The organism is Rhizobium sp. AN80A (assembly GCF_030053015.1).
In the GTDB taxonomy this organism is placed as follows: Bacteria; Pseudomonadota; Alphaproteobacteria; order Rhizobiales; family Rhizobiaceae; genus Rhizobium; species Rhizobium metallidurans.
The window spans coordinates 565745-586234 of record NZ_JASJPX010000003.1; the positions used below are offsets into that span (position 1 = coordinate 565745).

General features: G+C 64.2%; 11 protein-coding genes and 2 pseudogenes. 9 read left to right on the forward strand and 4 right to left on the reverse strand.

Going from position 1 to position 20490, the window contains the following annotated elements:
• Positions 1-9: 9 nt before the first annotated feature.
• Together P3R82_RS14310 and P3R82_RS14315 are read left to right on the forward strand one after the other, a co-directional pair.
• A complete protein-coding gene (locus P3R82_RS14310; RefSeq protein WP_283194324.1) occupies positions 10-357 on the forward strand; it encodes a hypothetical protein in 348 nt (115 codons plus the stop codon).
• An 80-nt stretch (positions 358-437) separates the two neighbouring features.
• Positions 438-1514 (forward strand): type I restriction endonuclease, encoded by a 1077-nt coding sequence (locus P3R82_RS14315; protein ID WP_283194325.1) that lies wholly within the window; start codon positions 438-440, stop codon positions 1512-1514.
• A 267-nt stretch (positions 1515-1781) separates the two neighbouring features.
• Here P3R82_RS14315 and P3R82_RS14320 read toward each other — a convergent pair whose 3' ends face one another.
• Positions 1782-4274 carry a UvrD-helicase domain-containing protein gene (locus P3R82_RS14320; RefSeq protein WP_283194326.1) on the reverse strand — a complete coding sequence of 831 codons (2493 nt, stop codon included), beginning with the start codon at positions 4272-4274 and terminating at the stop codon, positions 1782-1784.
• A 251-nt stretch (positions 4275-4525) separates the two neighbouring features.
• Entirely contained in the window at positions 4526-5347 is an 822-nt protein-coding gene (locus P3R82_RS14325; RefSeq protein ID WP_283194327.1) for an alpha/beta hydrolase, read from the reverse strand.
• A 391-nt stretch (positions 5348-5738) separates the two neighbouring features.
• Here P3R82_RS14325 and P3R82_RS14330 point away from each other — a divergent pair, with 391 nt between their 5' ends.
• The 4 genes and pseudogenes from P3R82_RS14330 to P3R82_RS14345 all read left to right on the forward strand — a co-directional run bounded on the left by P3R82_RS14330 (position 5739) and on the right by P3R82_RS14345 (position 12231).
• The gene (locus tag P3R82_RS14330) at positions 5739-6941 is read left to right on the forward strand and encodes an efflux RND transporter periplasmic adaptor subunit (RefSeq protein WP_283194328.1); all 1203 of its coding nucleotides are present in this window, start codon (positions 5739-5741) and stop codon (positions 6939-6941) included.
• A pseudogene (locus tag P3R82_RS14335) lies at positions 6941-10097 on the forward strand (efflux RND transporter permease subunit). Before P3R82_RS14330 ends, P3R82_RS14335 begins: the two are co-directional and overlap by 1 nt.
• A 279-nt stretch (positions 10098-10376) precedes the next feature.
• Positions 10377-11372, forward strand: a complete 996-nt coding sequence (locus tag P3R82_RS14340; protein WP_283194329.1) for a flagellin — start codon at positions 10377-10379, stop codon at positions 11370-11372.
• A gap of 193 nt (positions 11373-11565) precedes the next feature.
• On the forward strand, positions 11566-12231 hold the full coding sequence (locus P3R82_RS14345) for an OmpA family protein (RefSeq protein ID WP_183899084.1): 666 nt from the start codon (positions 11566-11568) through the stop codon (positions 12229-12231).
• 78 nt (positions 12232-12309) lie between these two features.
• Here the strand turns inward: P3R82_RS14345 and P3R82_RS14350 are convergent, their stop codons facing one another.
• On the reverse strand, positions 12310-12717 hold the full coding sequence (locus tag P3R82_RS14350; protein WP_283194330.1) for a DUF2000 family protein: 408 nt from the start codon (positions 12715-12717) through the stop codon (positions 12310-12312).
• 33 nt (positions 12718-12750) lie between these two features.
• Between P3R82_RS14350 and P3R82_RS14355 the strand changes: the two genes are divergently transcribed.
• Complete coding sequence (locus P3R82_RS14355; protein WP_283194331.1) at positions 12751-13665, forward strand: AraC family transcriptional regulator; 915 nt, start codon at positions 12751-12753, stop codon at positions 13663-13665.
• Here P3R82_RS14355 and P3R82_RS14360 read toward each other — a convergent pair.
• Positions 13662-14777, reverse strand: coding sequence for an AbrB family transcriptional regulator (locus P3R82_RS14360; RefSeq protein WP_283194332.1), 1116 nt, complete (start codon positions 14775-14777; stop codon positions 13662-13664). The two genes, P3R82_RS14355 and P3R82_RS14360, sit on opposite strands and share 4 nt — an antisense overlap.
• 274 nt (positions 14778-15051) lie before the next feature.
• Here P3R82_RS14360 and P3R82_RS14365 point away from each other — a divergent pair, with 274 nt between their 5' ends.
• A complete protein-coding gene (locus tag P3R82_RS14365; RefSeq protein ID WP_183899080.1) occupies positions 15052-16464 on the forward strand; it encodes an FAD-linked oxidase C-terminal domain-containing protein in 1413 nt (470 codons plus the stop codon).
• 247 nt (positions 16465-16711) lie between these two features.
• Positions 16712-20468, forward strand: a pseudogene (locus P3R82_RS14370) (AsmA-like C-terminal region-containing protein).
• The last annotated feature ends 22 nt before the right edge of the window (positions 20469-20490 follow it).

Sequence of the window (20490 nt, forward strand, 5' to 3'; positions counted from 1 at the left end):
GCCATAGCCATGCCCGAGCCGGAGCCAGAGGAAAAGATCGACGCCACCTTCCGCAACGGCTCGCTGACCGCCGCGGGCATCATCCTGGGCTTCTGTCTCACCTTCATCAGCCGCTGGGTCTCCAACCCGAACGACTGGAGCCGGATCGACATCCTGCCGATGCTGCTCCTCGTCGTCGGCATCGGCCTGCAGGTGAAGGTCTTCGCCGACCTGCTTGCTAGGGACTCGCTGATCGCGGCGAAATACGACCGCTCGCGGCGGCTGTTTTTGATCGGATTGGTGATCGTGGCGGCCGGCATCGGGCTGGCGCTGCTCAACGATATATTGGGGCTGGGGTCGATGCCGATACTGGGGTGAGGGGCGTCAATTCTCCCGTGGATTGCACTTTTTTCTCGTGCATTTAATAATTGATTTCTGACGATTCTGGGGATCAATCAATGTCTTTCAAAGAACAGGTTACAGAACTTTCTAAGCGTGCCGTTTCCGCGCAGACTATTGCCTTAACAGAAGAGGCTACGAAGAACGCGCTAGTCATGCCATTTCTTCGAACTCTAGGTTTCGATGTTTTCGATCCCTCACAGATTGTCCCGGAGTTCACCGCGGATGTCGGTCTCAAAAAGGGTGAGAAAGTTGATTATGCGGTTAGGATCAATGATCGCATCGAATATATACTGGAGGCGAAGGCCGTAAGCGCCAATCTGTCACAAGCTCAGTACAGCCAACTCTATCGATATTTCTCAACGACTGACTGCTCGATCGCCATCCTGACCAACGGTATCCAAATCTGGTTCTTCACCGACCTCGATGCACCAAACAAGTTGGACACCAATCCGTTCTTCAAGTTCGATCTCTTCGACTATGACGACAACGATCTCAAGGAATTGGAGAAATTCCACAGGGATCGCTTCTCGATTACCGACATCAAGAGTTCGGCCAACACGCTGAAACGGATGAAGGCTGCGATCAGCAGTATAGAAGCGCAGTTCAACGATCCCGATGACGAATTTGTCCGAATGATCTCAAAGGGACTTTATGACGGCAAGCTGACCTCTGCCGTGGTGAGCGAATTTAAGCCGATCATCAAGCGCGCGTTTGAGGATCTGGTCAGGCAGAAGATACAGAAAAAGCTCACGGCGGCATTCAACGACAACGTCAATATTCCGACGATCAAAGACGTCGATTCTGTGACGCAACTGACGGAGGGCGGCGATGGGATCGAGACGACGCAGGAGGAAGTCGATGGCTTCAACATCGTTCGCGCGATCGCCGCGGAGGTAGCTGATATTTCCCGCGTGGTGATGCGAGATCAGAAATCGTATTGCGGCATCAACTTCGATGACAACAATCGAAAGCCGATTGTTAGGCTTCACTTCAACTCGAAGACAAAATTTCTGACGATTTTCGATTCCGACAAGGCAGGCGCGAGATTTGATATCGTGCAGGTGACCGACATCTTCAAAGCGAAGACACAAATTCAGTCTGTGATCCAATCATACATCGGAAACGGCGGTTAAGTGGCAATGGGTGAGCGGGCTTTCACCCGCTCACCCATTCCTTCAGCCGATCACGTCCCGACGATCTTGTTGCAAGCGAGCGCGATCGCCGGATTGCCGACGACGGCCAGTACAAGGGACATTGCGATCAGGGATAGCGAGTAGCGTTTCATGGCATCCTCCTATTTGGGCCCGCGGTTCATGGTGCGGGCGTGGGGAGTATGCGGGAAGCGGGCTCATATGCGAAGTCACGAATGGGTGACGGCGGATCGCCGCCGCCGCGTTTCGTCAGCCGACCGCCTCGACAAAGCCATCCAGCACCCGCTTTTCGCCGGCCTTGTCGAATTCGATCGTCAGCTTGTTGCCCTCGATCATCTTGATGTTGCCGTTGCCGAACTTCATGTGGAAGACGCGGTCGCCGACGGTGAATTTCGAGGGCTGGGTCGCTGTCGACTTGGCGACGAGTTCGCCGTCGATGGTGCGGGTCTTCGGGCCGCTTTCGCCATAGCCGATGCGCTCGACCGAATGGCCGGAGCGGGAGCCCCAGTTGTCGCGGGTGGCGTCGTTGCGGTTTTGCTGGGCGCGCTTCCAGCCGGGGGTGGAATAGCTGTTGGCGAAGGGCTCGGCCTTGTCGAAGCGCGACTGGCCGTAGCCGCCGCGGCCGTAACCGCCGTAGCTCTGCTCGACCTCGGCGACCTCGACATGGGTGTCGGGCAGTTCGTCGAGGAAGCGCGAGGGGATGGTCGATTGCCACAGGCCGTGGATGCGGCGGTTGGAGACGAACCAGATGTGGCAGCGGCGCTTGGCGCGGGTCAAGCCCACATAGGCGAGGCGGCGTTCTTCCTCGAGCCCGGCGCGGCCGGTCTCGTCGAGCGAGCGCTGGTGCGGGAAGAGGCCTTCCTCCCAGCCGGGCAGGAAGACGGTCTCGAATTCCAGCCCCTTGGCCGAGTGCAGCGTCATGATCGAGACGGCGTCGAGGTTCTCGTTCTGCTCGGCGTCCATGACCAGCGAGACGTGCTCGAGGAACCCTCGCATGGACTCGAAGCTCTCCATCGAGCGGATGAGTTCCTTCAGGTTGTCGAGGCGGGCGGGGGCGTCGGCGGTCTTGTCAGCCTTCCACATGTCGGTGTAGCCGGACTCCTCGAGGATCTGCTCGGCGAGCTCGGTATGTGACGTGTTTTCAAGCCTTTCCTGCCATCTGCGGAAAGATTGAATCACGTCGAACAGCGCCTTGCGGGCCTTCGGTTTCAGCTCGTCGGTCTCGATCATGTCGGCCGCTGCCGCCAGCATCGGGATGTCGCGGGCGCGGGCATAATCGTGCAGCGCGCGCACGGTGGTGTCGCCGAGGCCGCGCTTGGGCGTGTTGATGATGCGCTCGAAGGCGAGGTCGTCGGCCGGCTGGGCGACGAGGCGGAAATAGGCCATGGCATCGCGGATTTCGAGGCGCTCGTAGAAGCGCGGGCCGCCGATGACGCGGTAGTTGAGGCCGAGTGTCACGAAGCGGTCTTCGAACTCGCGCATCTGGAAGGAGGCGCGCACGAGGATGGCCATGTCGTTCAGCTTATGCTGATTGCGCTGCAGCTGCTCGATCTCGTCGCCGATGGCGCGGGCTTCCTCCTCCGAATCCCAGGAGGCGTGGACCTGCACCTTGATATCATCGGGATCGCGGCGGTCGGTGAAGAGCGTCTTGCCGAGGCGGCCTTCATTGTGGGTGATCAGGTGCGCGGCGGCACCGAGGATATGGGCGGTGGAGCGGTAGTTGCGCTCGAGCTTGATCACCTTGGCGCCGGGGAAATCCTTCTCGAAGCGCAGGATGTTGTCGACCTCTGCGCCGCGCCAGCCATAGATCGACTGGTCGTCGTCGCCGACGCAGCAGACGTTCTGCGGCTCGCCCTTGGGGCGCTGGGCGAGCAGGCGCAGCCACATATATTGCGCGGTGTTGGTGTCCTGATACTCGTCGACGAGGATATAGCGGAAGCGCTGGTGGTATTCCTTGAGCAGATCGGGCGTCTTCCTGAAGATCGCGATCGGATGCATCAGGAGGTCGCCGAAATCGCAGGCGTTCAGCGTCGAGAGGCGCTGTTGGTAGGCGAAGTAGAGTTCGCGACCCTTGCCGTTGGCGAAGGCGCGGGCGTCGCCCTCGGGGATGTCGGCGGGGCCGAGGCCCTTGTTCTTCCAGGTGTCGATCATGCCGGCGAACTGCTTGGCCGGCCAGCGCTTGTCGTCGAGGCCTTCGGCCTGGATCAGCTGCTTGACGAGGCGCACGACGTCGTCGGTGTCGAGAATGGTGAAATCGGAGCGCAGGTTGACGAGCTCGGCGTGGCGGCGCAGCAGCTTGACGCCGATCGAGTGGAAGGTGCCGAGCCACGGCATGCCCTCGACCGCGCCGCCGACCAGATGGGCGATACGCTCCTTCATCTCGCGGGCGGCCTTGTTGGTGAAGGTCACCGCCAGGATCTGCGAGGGGAAGGCGCGGTTGGTGTTCAATATATGGGCGATGCGGGTCGTCAGCACGCGCGTCTTGCCGGTGCCGGCGCCGGCGAGCACGAGGACCGGGCCCTCCAGCGTCTCGACGGCTTCGGTCTGCTCGGGATTGAGGCCATCGAGATAATCCGGCCGCTGGGCGCCGCCACGGGCGGCCATGGCGCGGGCGGCGAGACCTCCCGATGCCGGAGCCGAAACGGGGGCTCCTCGTGCGGGAGCCGCGGGGGCCTGCTGCTTGCGCGGCGCTTCGCCCGGCTCCTCGTCGAAGAAGGGCATATCGTCGAAACTGTTGCTCATGGCGCGTAATGTAGTGATTCGGATCGGAAAGACCAGAAAAGATGTTCTGCTTTCATTCCCGGTCCACGGGATGTTGCAGTGTTGTGGTGGGGAGCGGGTGGTGCTCGTTGGCGGCCAGTGTCCATCCGCGTCGAGCAAAACGCGGGCTTGGCAGATGCTCGGCCTTGTGCCGAGGATCCGAGCACGTCTCCGCGAATTCAACGGTGCGGATGAGCCTCAAGCGTCCAACAGCCGACCGCGCGGCGCGCCCATCACCCCTTGATGAACGCCAGCACATCGGCGTTGAAGCGTTCCGGTTCGAGCTGGGCGAGGCCGTGGGCGCTGCCTTCGTAGACCGTGAGCACCGAGCCCTGGACGATCTTCGCGGCCTTGAGCGCGGCGGCGGCGATGGGGACGATCTGGTCGTCGTCGCCGTGGATGAACAATGTCGGCTTGTCGATCTTGCGCAGGTCGTCGGTGTAGTCGACCTCGGAGAATTCATGGATGCAGTCGTATTCGCCCTTGATGCCGCCCGCCATGCCCATCAGCCAGAAGGTCTCGCGCAGGCCTTCGTTGAGCTTGGCGCCGTCGCGGTTGAAGCCGTAGAAGGGCATGGAGAGATCGCGGAAGAACTGCGAGCGGTCGAGTGCCGTGCCCTTGCGGATGCCGTCGAAGACGTCGCGGGGCAGGCCTTCGGGATTGTCCGATGTCTTCAGCATCAGCGGCGGAACGGCGCCGACCAGCACCACCTTGGCGACGCGCTTGGTGCCGTGGCGGCCGAGATAATGGGCGACTTCGCCGCCGCCGGTGGAGTGGCCGATCATGATCAGGTTCTTGAGGTCGAGATGCTCGATCAGTTCGGCGAGATCGTCGGCGTACTGGTCCATGTTGTTGCCGTCCCAGCTCTGGGAGGACTTGCCGTGGCCGCGGCGGTCATGGGCGATGACGCGGTAGCCGTTCTGGCCGAAGAACAGCATCTGCGCTTCCCAGGCGTCTCCCGAAAGAGGCCAGCCATGCGAGAAGAGGATCGGCTGGCCGGTGCCCCAATCCTTGTAGAAAATCTTCGTTCCGTCCCTGGTGGCGATCTTCGGCATGCTCGTCATCCTCTTTGCGGTTGAATGAATGGAGCGCGGGCGCATCCTCGGCCCATGGCACCGAAGAGAACATCGGAATGGCGCGAAACGAAAGCACTATTTCCCGGTTCGGCCGACATTGTCTCCGGCGGGGTCCTTGGCATGGTGTCTGGCGCGTGCGGCGGCCGGCGCGTTGTCCGCCGCGTCTGCTTGCCGGGCGGGCGAAATCAACGTGCGACGACAGGCCTTCTCCGGTCACCGACAGTTGACATTACAATGCTGTAATGGGGCGGCAATTCTCTTGCCGCTGACCGGCAAACAGACGATAATTCGCGCCGTTACGCGGCGTTAGCTTCGTACGCGCCTCTTTCGATCGACCCTGGACTAGCCTCGAGTCCCTCTGGAGACGTGAATGTCATTTTGGAAGCAGTTTACCATCTGTCTCATCGTTATCGCCGCCGGCGTTAGCGCATGGGCTTTCTTTGTGCCCGGCGCGCGCGACACGCTGCGCAATGCCGGCGTTCCCGAAGCGCTTGTCGGCAAGGCGATCGATACTGACAATGCCGACCGGGCGGCGCCCGCCGCATCCGGCGAGCAGGCCGGCAACCGTCGCTCCGGCGGCAATGGCGGCGGCGGCAGTGGGGGTGGACGCAACGCCGCTGTGCTTGTCGTCACGCAGGCCGTCGTGCCCGGGACCGTCAACGACCGGCTGAGCGCGATCGGCACCGGCGACGCGATCCGCTCGGTGGTGGTGACGCCGCAGGCGAGCGGCCTCATCCGCGAAATCCTCGTCAAGTCGGGCGACCGCGTCAAGCAGGGGCAGGTCATCGCCAAGCTCGACAGCGAAGAGCAGGTGATCGCCAAGGGACAGGCCGACGTGGCGCTGAAAGCGGCGGTCGAGAAGTCCAGCCTCTATAACAATATCAAGTCCAGCGTCTCGCGCATGGACGTGTTCGACCAGGAGATCGCCGAGCAGAACGCGCGGCTGCAATTGCAGGCCGCGCAGCTCAGTCTCGACCGTCGCAACATCCTGGCGCCGATCGACGGCATCGTCGGCATCATGCCGATCAATATCGGCGACAACGTCTCGACGACGACGCCGATCGTGACGCTCGACGACCGCACGGAAATCCTCGTCGATTATTGGGTGCCCGAGCGTTTCGCCAATACGGTCAAGGTCGGCCAGGCGGTCGAGGCGACGTCGGTCGCGCGGCCGGGGCAGGTGTTTTCGGGCGCCGTCGAGGCGATCGACAACCGCGTCGACCGTGCCAGCCGAACGCTCAGGATGCGGGCGCGGATCAACAATGCTTCCGACGAGCTGCGGGCCGGGATGTCGTTCAGCGTCGGCATGCGGTTCGAGGGCAATCAGTATCCGGCGGTCGATCCGCAGTCGGTGCAGTGGGATTCGCAAGGCTCCTTCGTGTGGCGGGTGGTCGAGCAGAAGTCGTCCAAGGTGCGCGTCAGCATCGTCCAGCGCAATCCTGATTACGTTCTGGTGAAAGGCAATCTCGCCGATGGCGACCTGATCGTCACCCAGGGCCTGCAGCGGGTGCGCGAGGGTGGGCCGGTGCGCTCCGAAGGTGGCGAGCTTGCCGCCAAGGAGCCCGTCAGCTGATGAGCGAGAGCGGCAACCACAATAACGCGCCTTCGGGCAAGCAGACCTTCACGGCGCTCTTCGTGCGCCGGCCTATCCTGGCGCTGGTGTTCAACACGTTGATGATCGTCGCGGGCCTGGCGGCCTATGTCGGCATCGAGGTGCGCGAGCTTCCCGACGTCGACCGGCCGGTGGTGACCGTGCGCACGACCTTCGACGGCGCGTCGCCGCAGACGATCGACCAGGAGGTGACCAAGGTCATCGAGGGTGCGGCCGCGCGGGTGAGCGGGCTGAAGTCGATCTCGTCGAGCTCGCAGTTCGGCCAGAGCCGCGTGACGCTGGAGTTTTCCGATACGGTCGATCTGGCGGTCGCCGCCAACGACGTGCGCGACGCGATCGGACGGATCACCGATCGGCTGCCTGATGACGCGGATGCGCCGCAGATCGTCAAGGCGGATTCGGATTCTGCAGCCGGTCATGCGTCTTGCGGTGACCTCGACCAAGCTCAACATGGACGACCTGACGCTGCTCGTGACCAACGAGGTGATCGACCGGCTGGCTTCGGTCGATGGCGTCGCCGACGTCGAAAGCTACGGCGATCAGGAAAAGGTGTTCCGCGTCGACGTGGATCAGGGCGAGCTTGCCAGCCGCGGGCTGACGATCGGCGATCTCACCACCGCACTGTCGAACGCGGCGCTCGACGTTCCGGCCGGCTCGCTGAAGAGCCCGACGCAGGACATCGTGGTGCGCGCGACCGCCACCCTGCAGACGCCGCAGGATTTCGCCAACGTCATTCTGCAGGACCGCGTGCGGCTGGGCGATGTGGCGACCGTGACACTCGGACCGCGCGACGGCCAGACGGCGCTGCGCTCGAACGGCGTTCCCGGCATCGGTCTCGGCGTCATCCGCCAGGCGCAATCCAATACGCTGAATATCTCCAATGGTATCAAGGCCGCGGTGGCGCAGCTGTCCAAGACGCTGCCCGAGGGCACCAAGATCGCCATCACCAGCGACGACGCGGTGTTCATCCAGGGCGCCATCCAGGAAGTGGTGCTGGCGCTGGTGCTGGCCGCCGTCATCGTCACCGCCGTCATCTATCTGTTCCTGCGCGACTGGCGGGCGACGATCATTCCGGCGGTGAGCATGCCGGTGGCGCTGATCGGCACGCTGGCGGCGATCTACATGGTCGGCTTCTCGATCAATATCCTGACGCTGCTGGCGATCGTGCTCGCGACCGGTCTGGTGGTCGATGATGCGATCGTGGTGCTCGAAAACATCGTGCGCCGGCGCGCCCAGGGCATGGGGCCGCGCGCGGCCGCCGTGCTCGGGACGCGCGAGGTGTTCTTCGCGGTCATTGCGACGACGGCGACGCTGGCGGCGGTGTTCATTCCGCTGTCGTTCCTGCCGGGCCAGGTCGGCGGCCTGTTCCGCGAATTCGGCTTCGTGCTGGCCTTCTCGGTCGGGCTGTCCTCGCTGGTGGCGCTGACGCTCTGCCCGATGATGGCGTCACGGATGCTGACCAGGGAGATGAAAGAGGATCACGGCATGCTCGGCCGCTTCGGCGACCGGTTCTCCAGCGCCTATGAGTGGTGCCTGCAGCGCTGCCTGAACGCTCCGCTCATGGTCATCGTGTTCTCGGTGATCTTCGCCGGCGCCGCCGTGGTCGCCTTCAACGGCGTGAAGAGCGAGCTGACGCCCAACGAGGATCGGGCGATGGTCATGATGCGGCTGACGGCGCCGCAGGGATCGAGCCTCGAATACACGCGCGACAAGATGCAGCTGGTCGAGGAGTATCTGCAGCCGCTGGTCGATAGCGGCGATATCCGCAACGTCTTTTCCATCTCCGGACAGAACGGACAGGCCAATAGCGGCTTCATGGTGCTGACACTGGCCCCCTGGGGCGAGCGCGAGCGCACGCAGAGCCAGATCGTCGCCGATGTCAATCGCGCGGCGCTGAAGGTGCCGGCGCTGCGCGGCAACGCCTTCCAGTCGAACAGCCTGCGTATTCGCGGCGCCGGCAACGGCCTGCAGATGGCGCTGATCGGCAGCGACTACGAGTCGCTGACGGCGTCGGCGCTGAAGCTGGTGCAGGCGCTCGACGCGACCGGCCGATACGACACGCCGCGCCTGGCCAACGAGCCGACGCAGGCGCAGGTATCGATCTCGATCGATCGCGAGCGGGCGTCGGATCTCGGCATCAACATCACCGGCCTGTCCACCGCCATCCAGTCGCTGCTGGAAGGCCGCTCGGTGGTCGACGTGTTCGTCAAGGGCGATGCCTATCCGGTGCTCCTGACCTCGAACACGCGGCCGCTCGACGATCCGACCGATCTGGAGAACGTGTTCCTGAAGACAGGCGACGGCAAGATCGTGCCGATGTCGGTCATCGCATCGCTGGAAGAGGGCGCCGTGGCGCCGCAGCTCAATCGCGAGCAGCAGCTGGCGTCGGTGGCGATCACCGCGGGCCTGAAGGACGGCGTCTCGCTCGGCGACGCGGTGAAGGAAGCCGTGACGCTGGCCGGCCCGCTGTTGCCATCGGGCGCGCGGCTGATGCCGCTCGCGGAAGCGGCGACGCTTGAGGAAAACGCCAACGGCATGGCGCTCACCTTCGGCTTCGCCATCATCATCATCTTCCTGGTGCTGGCGGCGCAGTTCGAGAGCATGCTCTCGTCGGTCATCATCATGTCGACGGTGCCGCTCGGGCTCGCCTGCGCTGTCTTCGCGCTTGTCATCACCGGATCGAGCCTGAACATCTACAGCCAGATCGGCCTCGTGCTGCTGGTCGGCGTCATGGCCAAGAACGGCATCCTGATCGTCGAGTTCGCCAACCAGCTGCGCGATCAGGGCGAAGGGGTGAGGGCGTCGATCGAGAAGGCCTGCGCGCTGCGCCTGCGTCCCGTCATGATGACGATGATCGCCACCATCCTCGGCGGCGTGCCGCTGGTGTTCGCGCAGGGAGCGGGTGCCGAGGCGCGCGTCGCACTCGGCTGGGTGATCGTCGGCGGTCTCGGCTTCGCGACGCTGGTGACGCTGTTCATCACGCCCGTCGCCTATCTGCTGATCGCCCGCTTCGCCAAGCCGCATGCGCATGAGGAAGCGCGGTTGCATCAGGAGATGGAACATGCGGAGCGGCCGAAAATCGTCGCCGCTCGGAACCAGCTGGAAGCCGCGGAATGACCGTCGCGGTTCGATGAACATGGCTTGACGATCGCGCTTCGGCGCGGTCGTCGTCGGCACTCCGGCATCCTTTCCGAATGGTTGCATAACACGCTAAATTAATTGCGACTTTTAGCTGTTTTTTAAGCATAAGCCGTAATCATTGCTATCGATACCGATGGTCTTCCAGCGTTCCGGAAGGCCGAGCAGTGCCCCTTTCGGGCGCTCCCGGACATGAGCGTTCGCGGCACCGGTTCATTTGTACCAGTTGCGTATTGTTGTGTTCGGAGTTCAGTATCCGTGAGTATTTATCGGCGCACCGCGGTGGATGCCGCGCTTTATGTATTGCGCGACACCGGGAATAACCTGGTGCAGACCCAAAGGCAGGTATCGACCGGCCTTCGGGTCGAGCGCGCTTCCGACAACGGCGCCTATTGGGCGATCAGCTCGACACTGAAAAGCGACCAGAGAGCGCAATCGGCGATCCGCGACGCGCTGGGGCTGGCGGCCGCGACGATGGACACGGCCTATACCGCCGTCGGCGAATCGATCGACCTCGTCAGCCAGATCAAGGCCAAGCTCGTCGCCGCCACCGAGACCGGCGTCGACAAGGACAAGATCAATCTCGATATCACCTATCTGAAGCAGCAGCTGAGGGCCGTTTCCGGCGCCGCGAGCTTCAACAACGACAATTGGGTCGCCATCGACGACGGTGACGATCCGGCAAGGCCGCGGGAGATCCCGGCGTCGTTCACGCGGCTCGCCGATGGAAGCGTGGAAATCGGGACGCTGAGCTACGAGGTCGACATCGCGCCCGTGGGATCCACGTCGTCCAAGGATGCGCGCTACCTGATCGACGACCGAAGCACCGGGTCCGGCGAATACGGGGCGCTGACATCACAGTATTTCGCCACCGAAGCGGGCGCCTCGAAGAACTATGTGATGCTGGCGGGCGCCGGCAATACGGCCGGGCAGGTCGAGATCGGCATATCCTCGGCGACGACGACGGCGGAGGTGCGCGAGATGGTGACCGTGGTCGACAAGATGCTCGGGCAGATGGCGACGATCGGCTCGTCGTTCGGCGCGCTGGAGAAGCGCATCAGCCTGCAGAGCGATTTCGCGCAGTCGATGGGCGATGCCTTCGCGCGCGGCATGAGCAAGCTGATCGATGCCAACATGGAAGAGCAATCGAGCCGGCTCGCCGCGCTGCAGACGCAGCAGCAACTCGGCCTGCAATCGCTGAACATCGCGAACGCCACCTACGACACGGTGCGGCAGCTGTTCCAGAATTTCTGACGCGTCGCCGCAGGCGCCCGAAGCGTGTTCCGAACGCCAGCGCCGGCCTCGCCGGCGTCGGCCACTTTCGGGAATTTCGTCTCTAAGGCTGTGCAATGCATCGATTTTTCAATATGCAGGGCGTGCGCTTCATCTTCTTGCCGCATTCCTTAATACTGCTCGCATCACCATCGAATTGGAGATACGCCTGTCCATGATCAAGAAATTCATTCTCCTGGCCGTTGCCGCCACCTACCTCAGCGGCTGCACGACGACAGATCCGTATACGGGCCAGCAAAAGATGTCGAACACATCGGGCGGCGCGCTGCTCGGCGCCGGCGTCGGCGCTCTGGCGGGTCTTGCCGTCGGCGGTTCGCCGGTCGGCCGGCGTAACGCGGCGCTGATCGGCGCCGGTGTCGGCGCTCTCGCCGGCGGCGCGATCGGCAACTACATGGACCAGCAGGAATCGGAACTGCGCGCGCAGCTCCAGGGCACCGGCATCTCGGTGACCCGCAACGGCGACAACATCATCCTGAACATGCCGTCGAACATCACCTTCGACGTCGACCAGTATGCCGTGAAGCCGGGCTTCTACCAGACGCTGAACTCGGTCGCGGTCGTGCTGCGCAAGTTCAACCGCACGCTCGTCGACGTCAACGGCCATACCGATTCGACCGGCGGCCTGCAGTACAACCAGGATCTGTCGCAGCGCCGCGCCGAATCCGTCGCCGGTTATCTCGGCGGCCAGGGCATCGACCAGCGCCGCATGTCGGCGGTCGGCTTCGGCCCGTCGCAGCCGGTGGCCTCCAACGCTTCGGAAGCCGGGCGTTCGCAGAACCGCCGTGTCGAAATCCAGATCGCGCCGATCACCCAGGGCTGATCGGCTCGATCACCCCGGGGCTGATCGCGCCATTCTCTCGCCATTGGACGGCCGGGCCAGACGCCCGGCCGTTTTGCGTTACGGGTGCATGACCGCGCCCTTGGTGATCTTGTCGACGATCTTCCTGTCGGCGCGAATGGCGATGCCGACCACCCTGGCGTCGTCGGGCGCATATTCGGCGAAGACGGCGCGGTTGGCGGCGTCGTGGCCGGTCGAAAACATCTCCTCGATGAACAGCGAGGCGGGGACGCCGCGCTCCAGCGTGCGGCGGTGGATGGCGGACATGGTCTCCGGCGGGGCGGCGAGGACGATGATCGGCTGGATCGACAGCGGGTTGTAGAGATTGCCGGATCGGTCCTTGTAGGCGTCGCCGATGATTTCGGGGTTCTGGCCGGTGATCCCGCTTATCAGGAAGGCCGTGACGTTCAGCGTCTGCCAGGAGGCAAGATTGTTTCGCAGCACGATCGCAATTTTGGTATCAAACATTCCAGTCTCTTTTCATGCGGGTTTCGACGTCGGTTGGACGAGGATCTAAGCCATCACGCCCTCGAGGGTCTTGAACGTTTGTGCACCGCGCCGGGTGACGCCGGGCGCGTGATCGCATCCGGCGCGATTGCAGCTGGTACGATTGCACCAGGGATCGTCACCGCGCCGGCCTTTCCCGGCATAGAGCGCATCGAGGCGCAGTTCGCCGGCAACGCCTTCGAGCCGCATCGTCACGATACCTATGCGCTTGGGGTGACGATCAAGGGCGTGCAGACCTTTTCCTATCGTGGCGAGCGGCGTTTCAGCCTGCCGGGGCAGGTGATCGTCCTGCATCCCGACGAAGAGCATGATGGCGGGGCGGGGACCGATCACGGGCTGCAATATCGCATGCTCTATCTGGAGCCGGCGCTGCTTTTCGATTGTCTCGAAGCGGCGCGGATCGGCCTGCCGTTCGTCGATCAGCCCGTGGTCAGCGATCCCAGTCTCGCCGGCACGCTTCTGGCGGCGCTCGGCGAACTGGATCGGGAGCTGGATGAACTCTTCGTCGACGATTTCGTGTCACGCGTGGCCGGCGGTCTGGCTCGGCATGCCGGCACCCCGCCTCGACCGCTTGGAAGCATTGCCTGGCGGCGCGCGCGACTGGCGCGGGATTATCTCGAGGCGCATGCTACGCGGGCGGTGACATCGGGCGAACTGGAGGCCGTGACGGGGCTCGACCGGTTTCAGCTGGCACGGCATTTCAGGGCTGCCTTCGCGACCAGTCCGCACCGCTATCTGTTGATGCGGCGGCTACAGCAGGCGCGCGCGATGATCGGTGCCGGGGAGGCGCTTGCGGAGGCGGCGCTTGCCACCGGCTTTGCCGACCAGAGCCATCTCAATCGGCATTTCAAGAAGGCCTATGGCATGACGCCGGGGCAATGGGCGGGGCTGGGGCGGGCTCACCGCTAGACAGGATTTTCGGCTAGGCCGGAGCGCCGGGCGATGAAGCGCGCGAGCATCGGGCCGGTCAGCAGGATGATGAGCAGGCGGCCGGTCTGCATGGCCATCACGAAGGGGACGTCGACATTGCTGGAGGCGGCGATGATGGCGACGGAATCGGCGCCGCCGGGGCTGGTGGCGAGATAGGCGGTCAGCGGATCGACGCCGGCGAAGACATGCAGCGCATAGGCCATCAAGCCACAGAGCGACATCAGTATCAGGATCGATCCGGCCACGCGCGGCAGGGCGCGGGCCGCGTGGGCGATGATCCCCCGGGTGAAGCGCAGGCCGATGCTCCAGCCGATCAAGGCATAGCTGATCGCCAGAAGCCACATGGGCAGCTCGATCTTCAACAGGCCGAGGCCCTGCAGCAGCGAGCCCGTGAACAGCGAGACGATGATGGTGCCGCCGGGAATGCGGAAGCGCGTCGCGCAATAAGCCGACAGGCAGGTGAGCGCAACGGTCGCGGCAAGGGCCGGCCAGTCGATCGGCGGAAAGAGGATCAGTGGCGGCGGCTCGCCGCCATCGGCGGCTACCCACAGGCGGGAGACGACCGAGGCGGCGACGGCGACGAAGACGACGCGCAGATATTGCATGAAGGCGACGAGGCGCGCGTCGGCGCCATAGGCCTCCGACATGATGACCATGGCCGATGCCGCGCCCGGCGACGAGCCCCAGACCGCCGTCGTGCCCGGCAGCACCTGCCAGCGTGTGAGCAGCCAGCCGAGCAGGCCGGCGGCGGCGATGACGGCGAAGATCATGGCAAGGAAGAGCGGCGCGTCGGTCGCCATCGTCTGAAGGATGTCGACGGTGATCGAGCGGGCCATCATGAAACCGACCAGCGCCTGGCCGAAAAGCAGCGGCCAGCGCGGGACGCGCAGCGATCCCTGGCCGATCGAGACGGCGAGTACGATCGCCGCGACCATCGGGCCGATCAGGAGCGAGGCGGGCAGGCCGAGCAATTCCAGGCCGACGACGAGAACGGTCGAGAGTGTCAGCAGCAACGCCCAGCGAGGAAGGCTGGCGTTTCGGAGTTTGCGGCTGGCGTTCTTCAACGGCTTGTCCGATGCATGTCTTGCCAATGCTGATGCCGGCTATGCGATGTCTGGGGAGGCGGCAGAGGCTGTACTGGAAAATCGGCGGGCGCCGATGGTGTGGGTGGATATAGGCGCGGGCGGGGCCGCGGGTCAATTGCGAATTGTTGGCGTCCTGTATCCTGGGTTGATCGCGAAATGCGTGCTTCCTCCGAAATCGGCCGCGAAAGACCGGCGTCGCGAAGGCCTGCATCTAGACAGGCGTCATCTCTTGTCTCATACCAACCTGCCTCCAGGCAGCGATGGTAAGGAGATCAAAGAGATGGCGCTCAAAGATGCGAAGGCCGGCAGACGCAACGAGGCGGGCATCGCCAGCGTCCTCGGCATCCTGAAGCAGAGCTTCGGCGAGCGCTTCCAGACCGGCCAGTCGTTTCGCGAGCAGCATGCGCACACGACGACCTATATTCCCTCGCAACTGCCTGATGGCGTCCTCTTCGCCGAGAGCGCCGACGACGTGAAGGCTGCGGTCAAGGTCTGCGCGGAGCACAAGGTTCCTGTCATCGGCTTCGGCACCGGCTCCTCTCTGGAAGGGCAGGTCAATGCGCCGAACGGCGGCATCTCGATCGATTTCAGCCGGATGAACCGGGTGATCGAGGTCAACATGGAAGACCTCGACTGCACGGTGGAGCCGGGCGTCACCCGCGAGGATCTCAACACCCATCTGCGCGATACCGGCCTGTTTTTCCCGATCGATCCCGGCGCCAACGCCTCGATCGGCGGGATGACGGCGACGCGTGCGTCGGGCACCAACGCGGTGCGCTACGGCACGATGAAGGACAACGTGCTCTCGGTGACCGCCGTCACCGCCAATGGCGAGGAAATCCGCACGGCGCGGCGCGCCCGCAAGTCCTCGGCGGGGTATGACCTGACGCGGCTGTTCGTCGGCTCCGAGGGCACGCTCGGCATCCTCACCTCGGTGACGCTGCGCCTGCAGGGTATTCCGCAGAAGATCGGCGGCGGCGTCTGTGCGTTTCCGACGGTGCGCGCGGCCTGCGACGCCGTGATCATGACGATCCAGATGGGCGTGCCCGTCGCGCGCATCGAGCTTTTGGACGCCCTGCAGATCCGCGCCTGCAACGCCTATTCGAAACTGAACTACGACGAGAAGCCGACGCTGTTCGTGGAGTTCCACGGCACCGACGAAACAGTTGCGCTGCAATCGGCGCAGTTCGGCGAGATCGCGGCCGAGTGCGGCGGCGGCGCGTTCGCCTGGACTGTCAACGCCGAGGAGCGCAACAAGCTCTGGAAAGCCCGCCACGACGCCTACTGGGCGTCGCGGGCGCTGGCGCCGGAGATGGCGGCGCTGTCCACCGACGTCTGCGTGCCGATCTCGCGCCTGGCAGACTGCATCGGCGAGACGCAGGCCGATATCGAGGCGCATGGCCTGCTGGCGATGATCGTCGGTCATGCCGGCGACGGGAACTTCCACGTGCTGCTCCTGTTCGACGACAAGACGGAGGAGGGGATCGCCGTTGCCGAGGGTTTCGTGGCGCGGCTCAACAAGCGGGCGCTTTCGATGGACGGTACCTGCACGGGCGAGCACGGCATCGGCCAGGGCAAGATGGCGTTTCTCGAGGAAGAGCTTGGCGGCGCGGTCGATCTCATGCGCCAGGTCAAGCATGCGCTCGACCCCGACAACATCTTCAATCCGGGCAAGATTTTCCATTCTGCCTGAAAATCAACAATCTGTTGATCTTGGCTTGCTTGCGGCATGAATGCCGATAGGGATTAGGAACAGCGTAGCGAATCGGAGCGCCGCCGGGAAAGCGCGGGCGTAACAAGGAATTGCGCGGTCTGTTGCCTGAAAGCGGCTTCACACGCTTCGGGTTGATGATCTAGGGTCGAAACGCAATCGGCATCTCTATCCCGATTGCGTTTTTATCCTGGTGTCCGCGGTGTAGCCCGAATGGAGAATGATTGACTTGGTAGGCCGGTTTCTCGTCGTACTGGGTGGTGTGGTTGTGGTGGCGCTGTTCGTGGCGCTGTTCGCGCCGATGTTCATCGATTGGACCGGCTTCCGCAAGAATTTCGAGGATCAGGCCAGCCGTATCATCGGCAAGAAGGTGGTCGTCTACGGCGCCGTCAATGCGCGCCTGTTGCCGTTCCCTTCGGTGACGATGCACGACGTGCGCGTCGGCCAGGAACAGGACGGCTCGCCGATCGTGCAGGTCGAGCAGTTTTCCATGGACGCGGAACTCGCGCCGTTCCTCTCCGGCGAGGCGCTGATCTTCGACATGCGCGTGGTCAATCCCAAGGTCAAGCTCCGCCTGCTCAAGGACGGCACGCTCGACTGGACGCGCGGCAGCCAGCCGGAAATTCCGGCGAAGACCGTCATCCTCGAGAATGTCAGGGTAACCGGCGGCGATATCCAGTTCATCGACGATCAATCGGGGCGCACGCGCCTTGTGACGGGACTGAATGCCGAGATGTCGGCGAAATCGCTCGCCGGGCCATGGCGGATCGAAGGCGACGCGGCGCTCGACGGCGAAACCGGCAAGTTCCTGATATCCAGCAACCAGCTGGACGACAACGGCATCATCCGCATGCGCACGCGCCTGCAGCCCGACAAACAGCCGGTGACGGTCGATCTCGACGGCGAGCTGAAGCTCGTCGACCGCAAGCCCAACTACCAGGGCACGATGTCGGCGCAGATCGAACGCGCCAGCACCAACAAGCCCAAGGGCAGCGACAAGAGCCAGCCGCCGCCGCGCCTGAAGGGCAAGTTCGAGCTGACGAACGAGAGCATCCGCATTCCCGATTACCGCCTGGAGATCGGCGCGCTCGACGATCCTTACGTGATCACCGGCGAGGCAACGCTCGATACCGGCGTGAAGCCGCAATTCCTGCTCAAGGCGGACGGGCAGCAGATCGACGTCAACCGTATCGGCAACCAGGGCTCCAACGGCAAGACGTCTCGCGATCCGAGCCTGTCGGCCAAGCAGCGGCTGAATGCGCTGATCCAGATCGTCTCGCAGATCCCGGTGCCGCAGGTGCCGGGCAAGGCGAGCGTGCGGCTGCCCGCGATCGTTGCCGGCGATACCACCATTCGCGACGTGCAGCTCGATCTCGAACCGGCCGGCAGCGGCTGGACGATCGACAACGCGTTCGGCACGCTGCCGGGGCGCACCCTCGTCGAGGGCAATGGTCAGCTGGCCCTGCAGGGGCAGCCCTCCTTCAAGGGCGCGATCACCGTCGCCTCCAAGCAGCCGACCGGGCTTGCCTCGTGGCTGTCGGGTGAGGTCGATCCGGCCATCCGGCAGCTGCAGCAGGCCGGTTTCTCGGCCAACGTCAACCTGACGCATGAACGGCAGACGTTCGACGATCTCGAGATCGCGGTTGGCCCGGCGACGCTGAAGGGCAGGCTCGACCGGCAGGTCGTCGCGAACCAGGCGCCGACGCTCGACGTCGCGCTTGCCGGCGATGCGCTCGATCTCGATGCGCTGCGCGCGTTGACGGGCCTGTTTACCGGGCAGGACGCGGGCAATAACGTTCTCGACCACAGGATCCGGGCGCAGCTCAAGGCCGACAAGTTCACGGCCTTCGGCGTCGATGCCGGCGATGTCGAGACGAGCTTCACGATCGCCGACGGCGCGCTCGGCGTGGAGAAGCTCGCCGTGAAGAACCTGGCGGGCGCGGAACTGACGGCGACGGGGCGCGCCGAGGGTTCGCTGCTCGACTACAAGGGCTCGGGCGAGATCACCTTCAAGGCCGCCGATCCCGGTCCGTTCTTCACGATGCTGAAGCAGAAGCTGCCACAGCATCCCGTCATGGACCGGCTGGTGCGCAACGCGGCCTGGTACACCAACACGGCGCTGCGCGGCGCCGTGACGCTCGGCGGCGAACAGGGCGACGGCCTCTCGGTGACGCTCGCAGGTGTCACCAACGGCAGCCGCGTGAACCTCGACTATCGCATGTCCGACCTGCTGGCGTTGACCGGCAAGGGCACGACGAGCCTCGAGGCGACGCTCGAAAACAATGTGACGTCGGTGCTGTTCGGCCAGGCGGGGCTCGATCCGCTGCCCGTCGACGCGGATGCGAATGGCCGCATGACGCTGAAGGTGCAGGCGGAGGGAACCGATCCCGCCGATGCGGTCCTGACGTTCGCGACCGACCGCACCTCGTTTACCGCGGGCGGCAAGGTCGATATCCGGCCGCAGAGCTTCATGAACGGCCAGCTGGCGCTGTCGCTGGAGAGCGCCGATCTCGACCCCTATCTGGTCATGAACGGCGTCGGCGTGCCGCAGACGGGGGCCGGTCTGCCGTTCAAGCTGACGACGACGGCGACGATCGATGGCGACAAGGTCGCCTTCGGCAATATCGCGGGCCGCGCGGCGGACAACGATTTCACCGGCGCCATGACGCTTGATCGCAAGGCGGAACGCACGACGGCGTCGGGCGAACTCTCATTGACGAAGGCCGACGCCACCTGGCTCGGGGACGCGGTCTACGGGCCGATGACGGATGCCGCGAGCGGCAACCTTTCGTCGGCGCCGCTCGGCATTCCCGTGTTCAAGGACATCGACGTCAACCTGAAACTCGCGGCCAAGCAGTTCTGGCTGGGTTGGCCGAACCCGATCACCGACTTCACCTCCAACGTCGCCTACAAGGGTGACGAGATCTCGCCTGAACGACATGAAGGGCGGGTGGGACGGCGGCACCGTCGATGGCAATGTGACCTTCACCAACGCGGATGGAACCGGCTTCCTGCAGACCAAGCTTGCGCTTGCCGATGCCGATCTCGGCGGTGTCGTGTGGCAGCGGGACGGCGGTTCGCCGGTTGCCTCGGGCAGGTTCGGGCTGGCGCTGTCGATGGAGGCATCCGGCAAGTCGATGAAGGATATCGCCAGCTCGCTCACCGGCTCCGGCGAGATGCGTCTGGGCGATACCAGCGTGCGCGGGCTCAATCTCGGCATGCTGGCGCCGCTTCTGTCGGCCACCGATCCGATGCGCGATCAATTGAATGCCGGCAAGGTGCACCCGATCGTCGAGACGCTGCTCAACAACGGCGAGGCGAAGCTGCCGCCGACGACGGTGCCGTTCAATGTGACGGACGGGGTGCTGAGGGTCCAGAACGTGACGGTCGCGACGGACCAGGCGAAGCTGACGGGCAACGCGCAGATCGATCTGCCGCAGGAGCGGATCAACGCATCGCTCGGTATCGGCCTCAATCCGCTGAGCGAGGCGCTCACCGGCGCGGATCCGTCGATACGGATCGACTTTTCCGGCGTTCTCGGATCGCCGGGCCGGGTGGTGGATGTCACCGACATTACCGGCTATCTCTCGCTGCGCGCCTTCGAGCGCGAGCGCCGGCGGGTCGAGAAGCTGCAGTCGAACGTTCTCGAGCAGCAGCGGCTGCGCCGCGAAGTGTCGCTTGCCAAGTTCAACGAGCAGCAGCGCGAAAAGGCCGCCGTCATCGAGGAACAGCGCAAGGCGGAAGAGGAGCGGCTGAGGCTGCTGGCGGCAGAACAGGCCGAGCGCGACAAGGCGGCCGCGGATGCGCGGGCGCAGGCGCAAGCCAAGGCGCAGGCCGAAGCCGCCGCGAAGGCCAAGGCGGAAGAGGATGCCAGGGCCGCGGCCGAGGCGGCGCGCAAGGCGCAGGAACAGCAGATCACGCCGCCGCAGAACTCGCTGAACTTCAACACGGTGCCAGGATTGCCCGGCGTGCAGCTTCCGCAATAGTGTTTTGCCTCGCGGTCTCGGC

Bases quoted from the DNA above. Each gene is read 5' to 3' on its own strand.
- P3R82_RS14365 (WP_183899080.1), top strand. From the start codon at position 15,052: ATGGCGCTCAAAGATGCGAAGGCCGGCAGACGCAACGAGGCGGGCATC.
- P3R82_RS14330 (WP_283194328.1), top strand. From the start codon at position 5,739: ATGTCATTTTGGAAGCAGTTTACCATCTGTCTCATCGTTATCGCCGCC.
- P3R82_RS14315 (WP_283194325.1), top strand. From the start codon at position 438: ATGTCTTTCAAAGAACAGGTTACAGAACTTTCTAAGCGTGCCGTTTCC.
- P3R82_RS14325 (WP_283194327.1), bottom strand. From the start codon at position 5,347: ATGCCGAAGATCGCCACCAGGGACGGAACGAAGATTTTCTACAAGGAT.
- P3R82_RS14310 (WP_283194324.1), top strand. From the start codon at position 10: ATGCCCGAGCCGGAGCCAGAGGAAAAGATCGACGCCACCTTCCGCAAC.
- P3R82_RS14350 (WP_283194330.1), bottom strand. From the start codon at position 12,717: ATGTTTGATACCAAAATTGCGATCGTGCTGCGAAACAATCTTGCCTCC.
- P3R82_RS14320 (WP_283194326.1), bottom strand. From the start codon at position 4,274: ATGAGCAACAGTTTCGACGATATGCCCTTCTTCGACGAGGAGCCGGGC.
- P3R82_RS14345 (WP_183899084.1), top strand. From the start codon at position 11,566: ATGATCAAGAAATTCATTCTCCTGGCCGTTGCCGCCACCTACCTCAGC.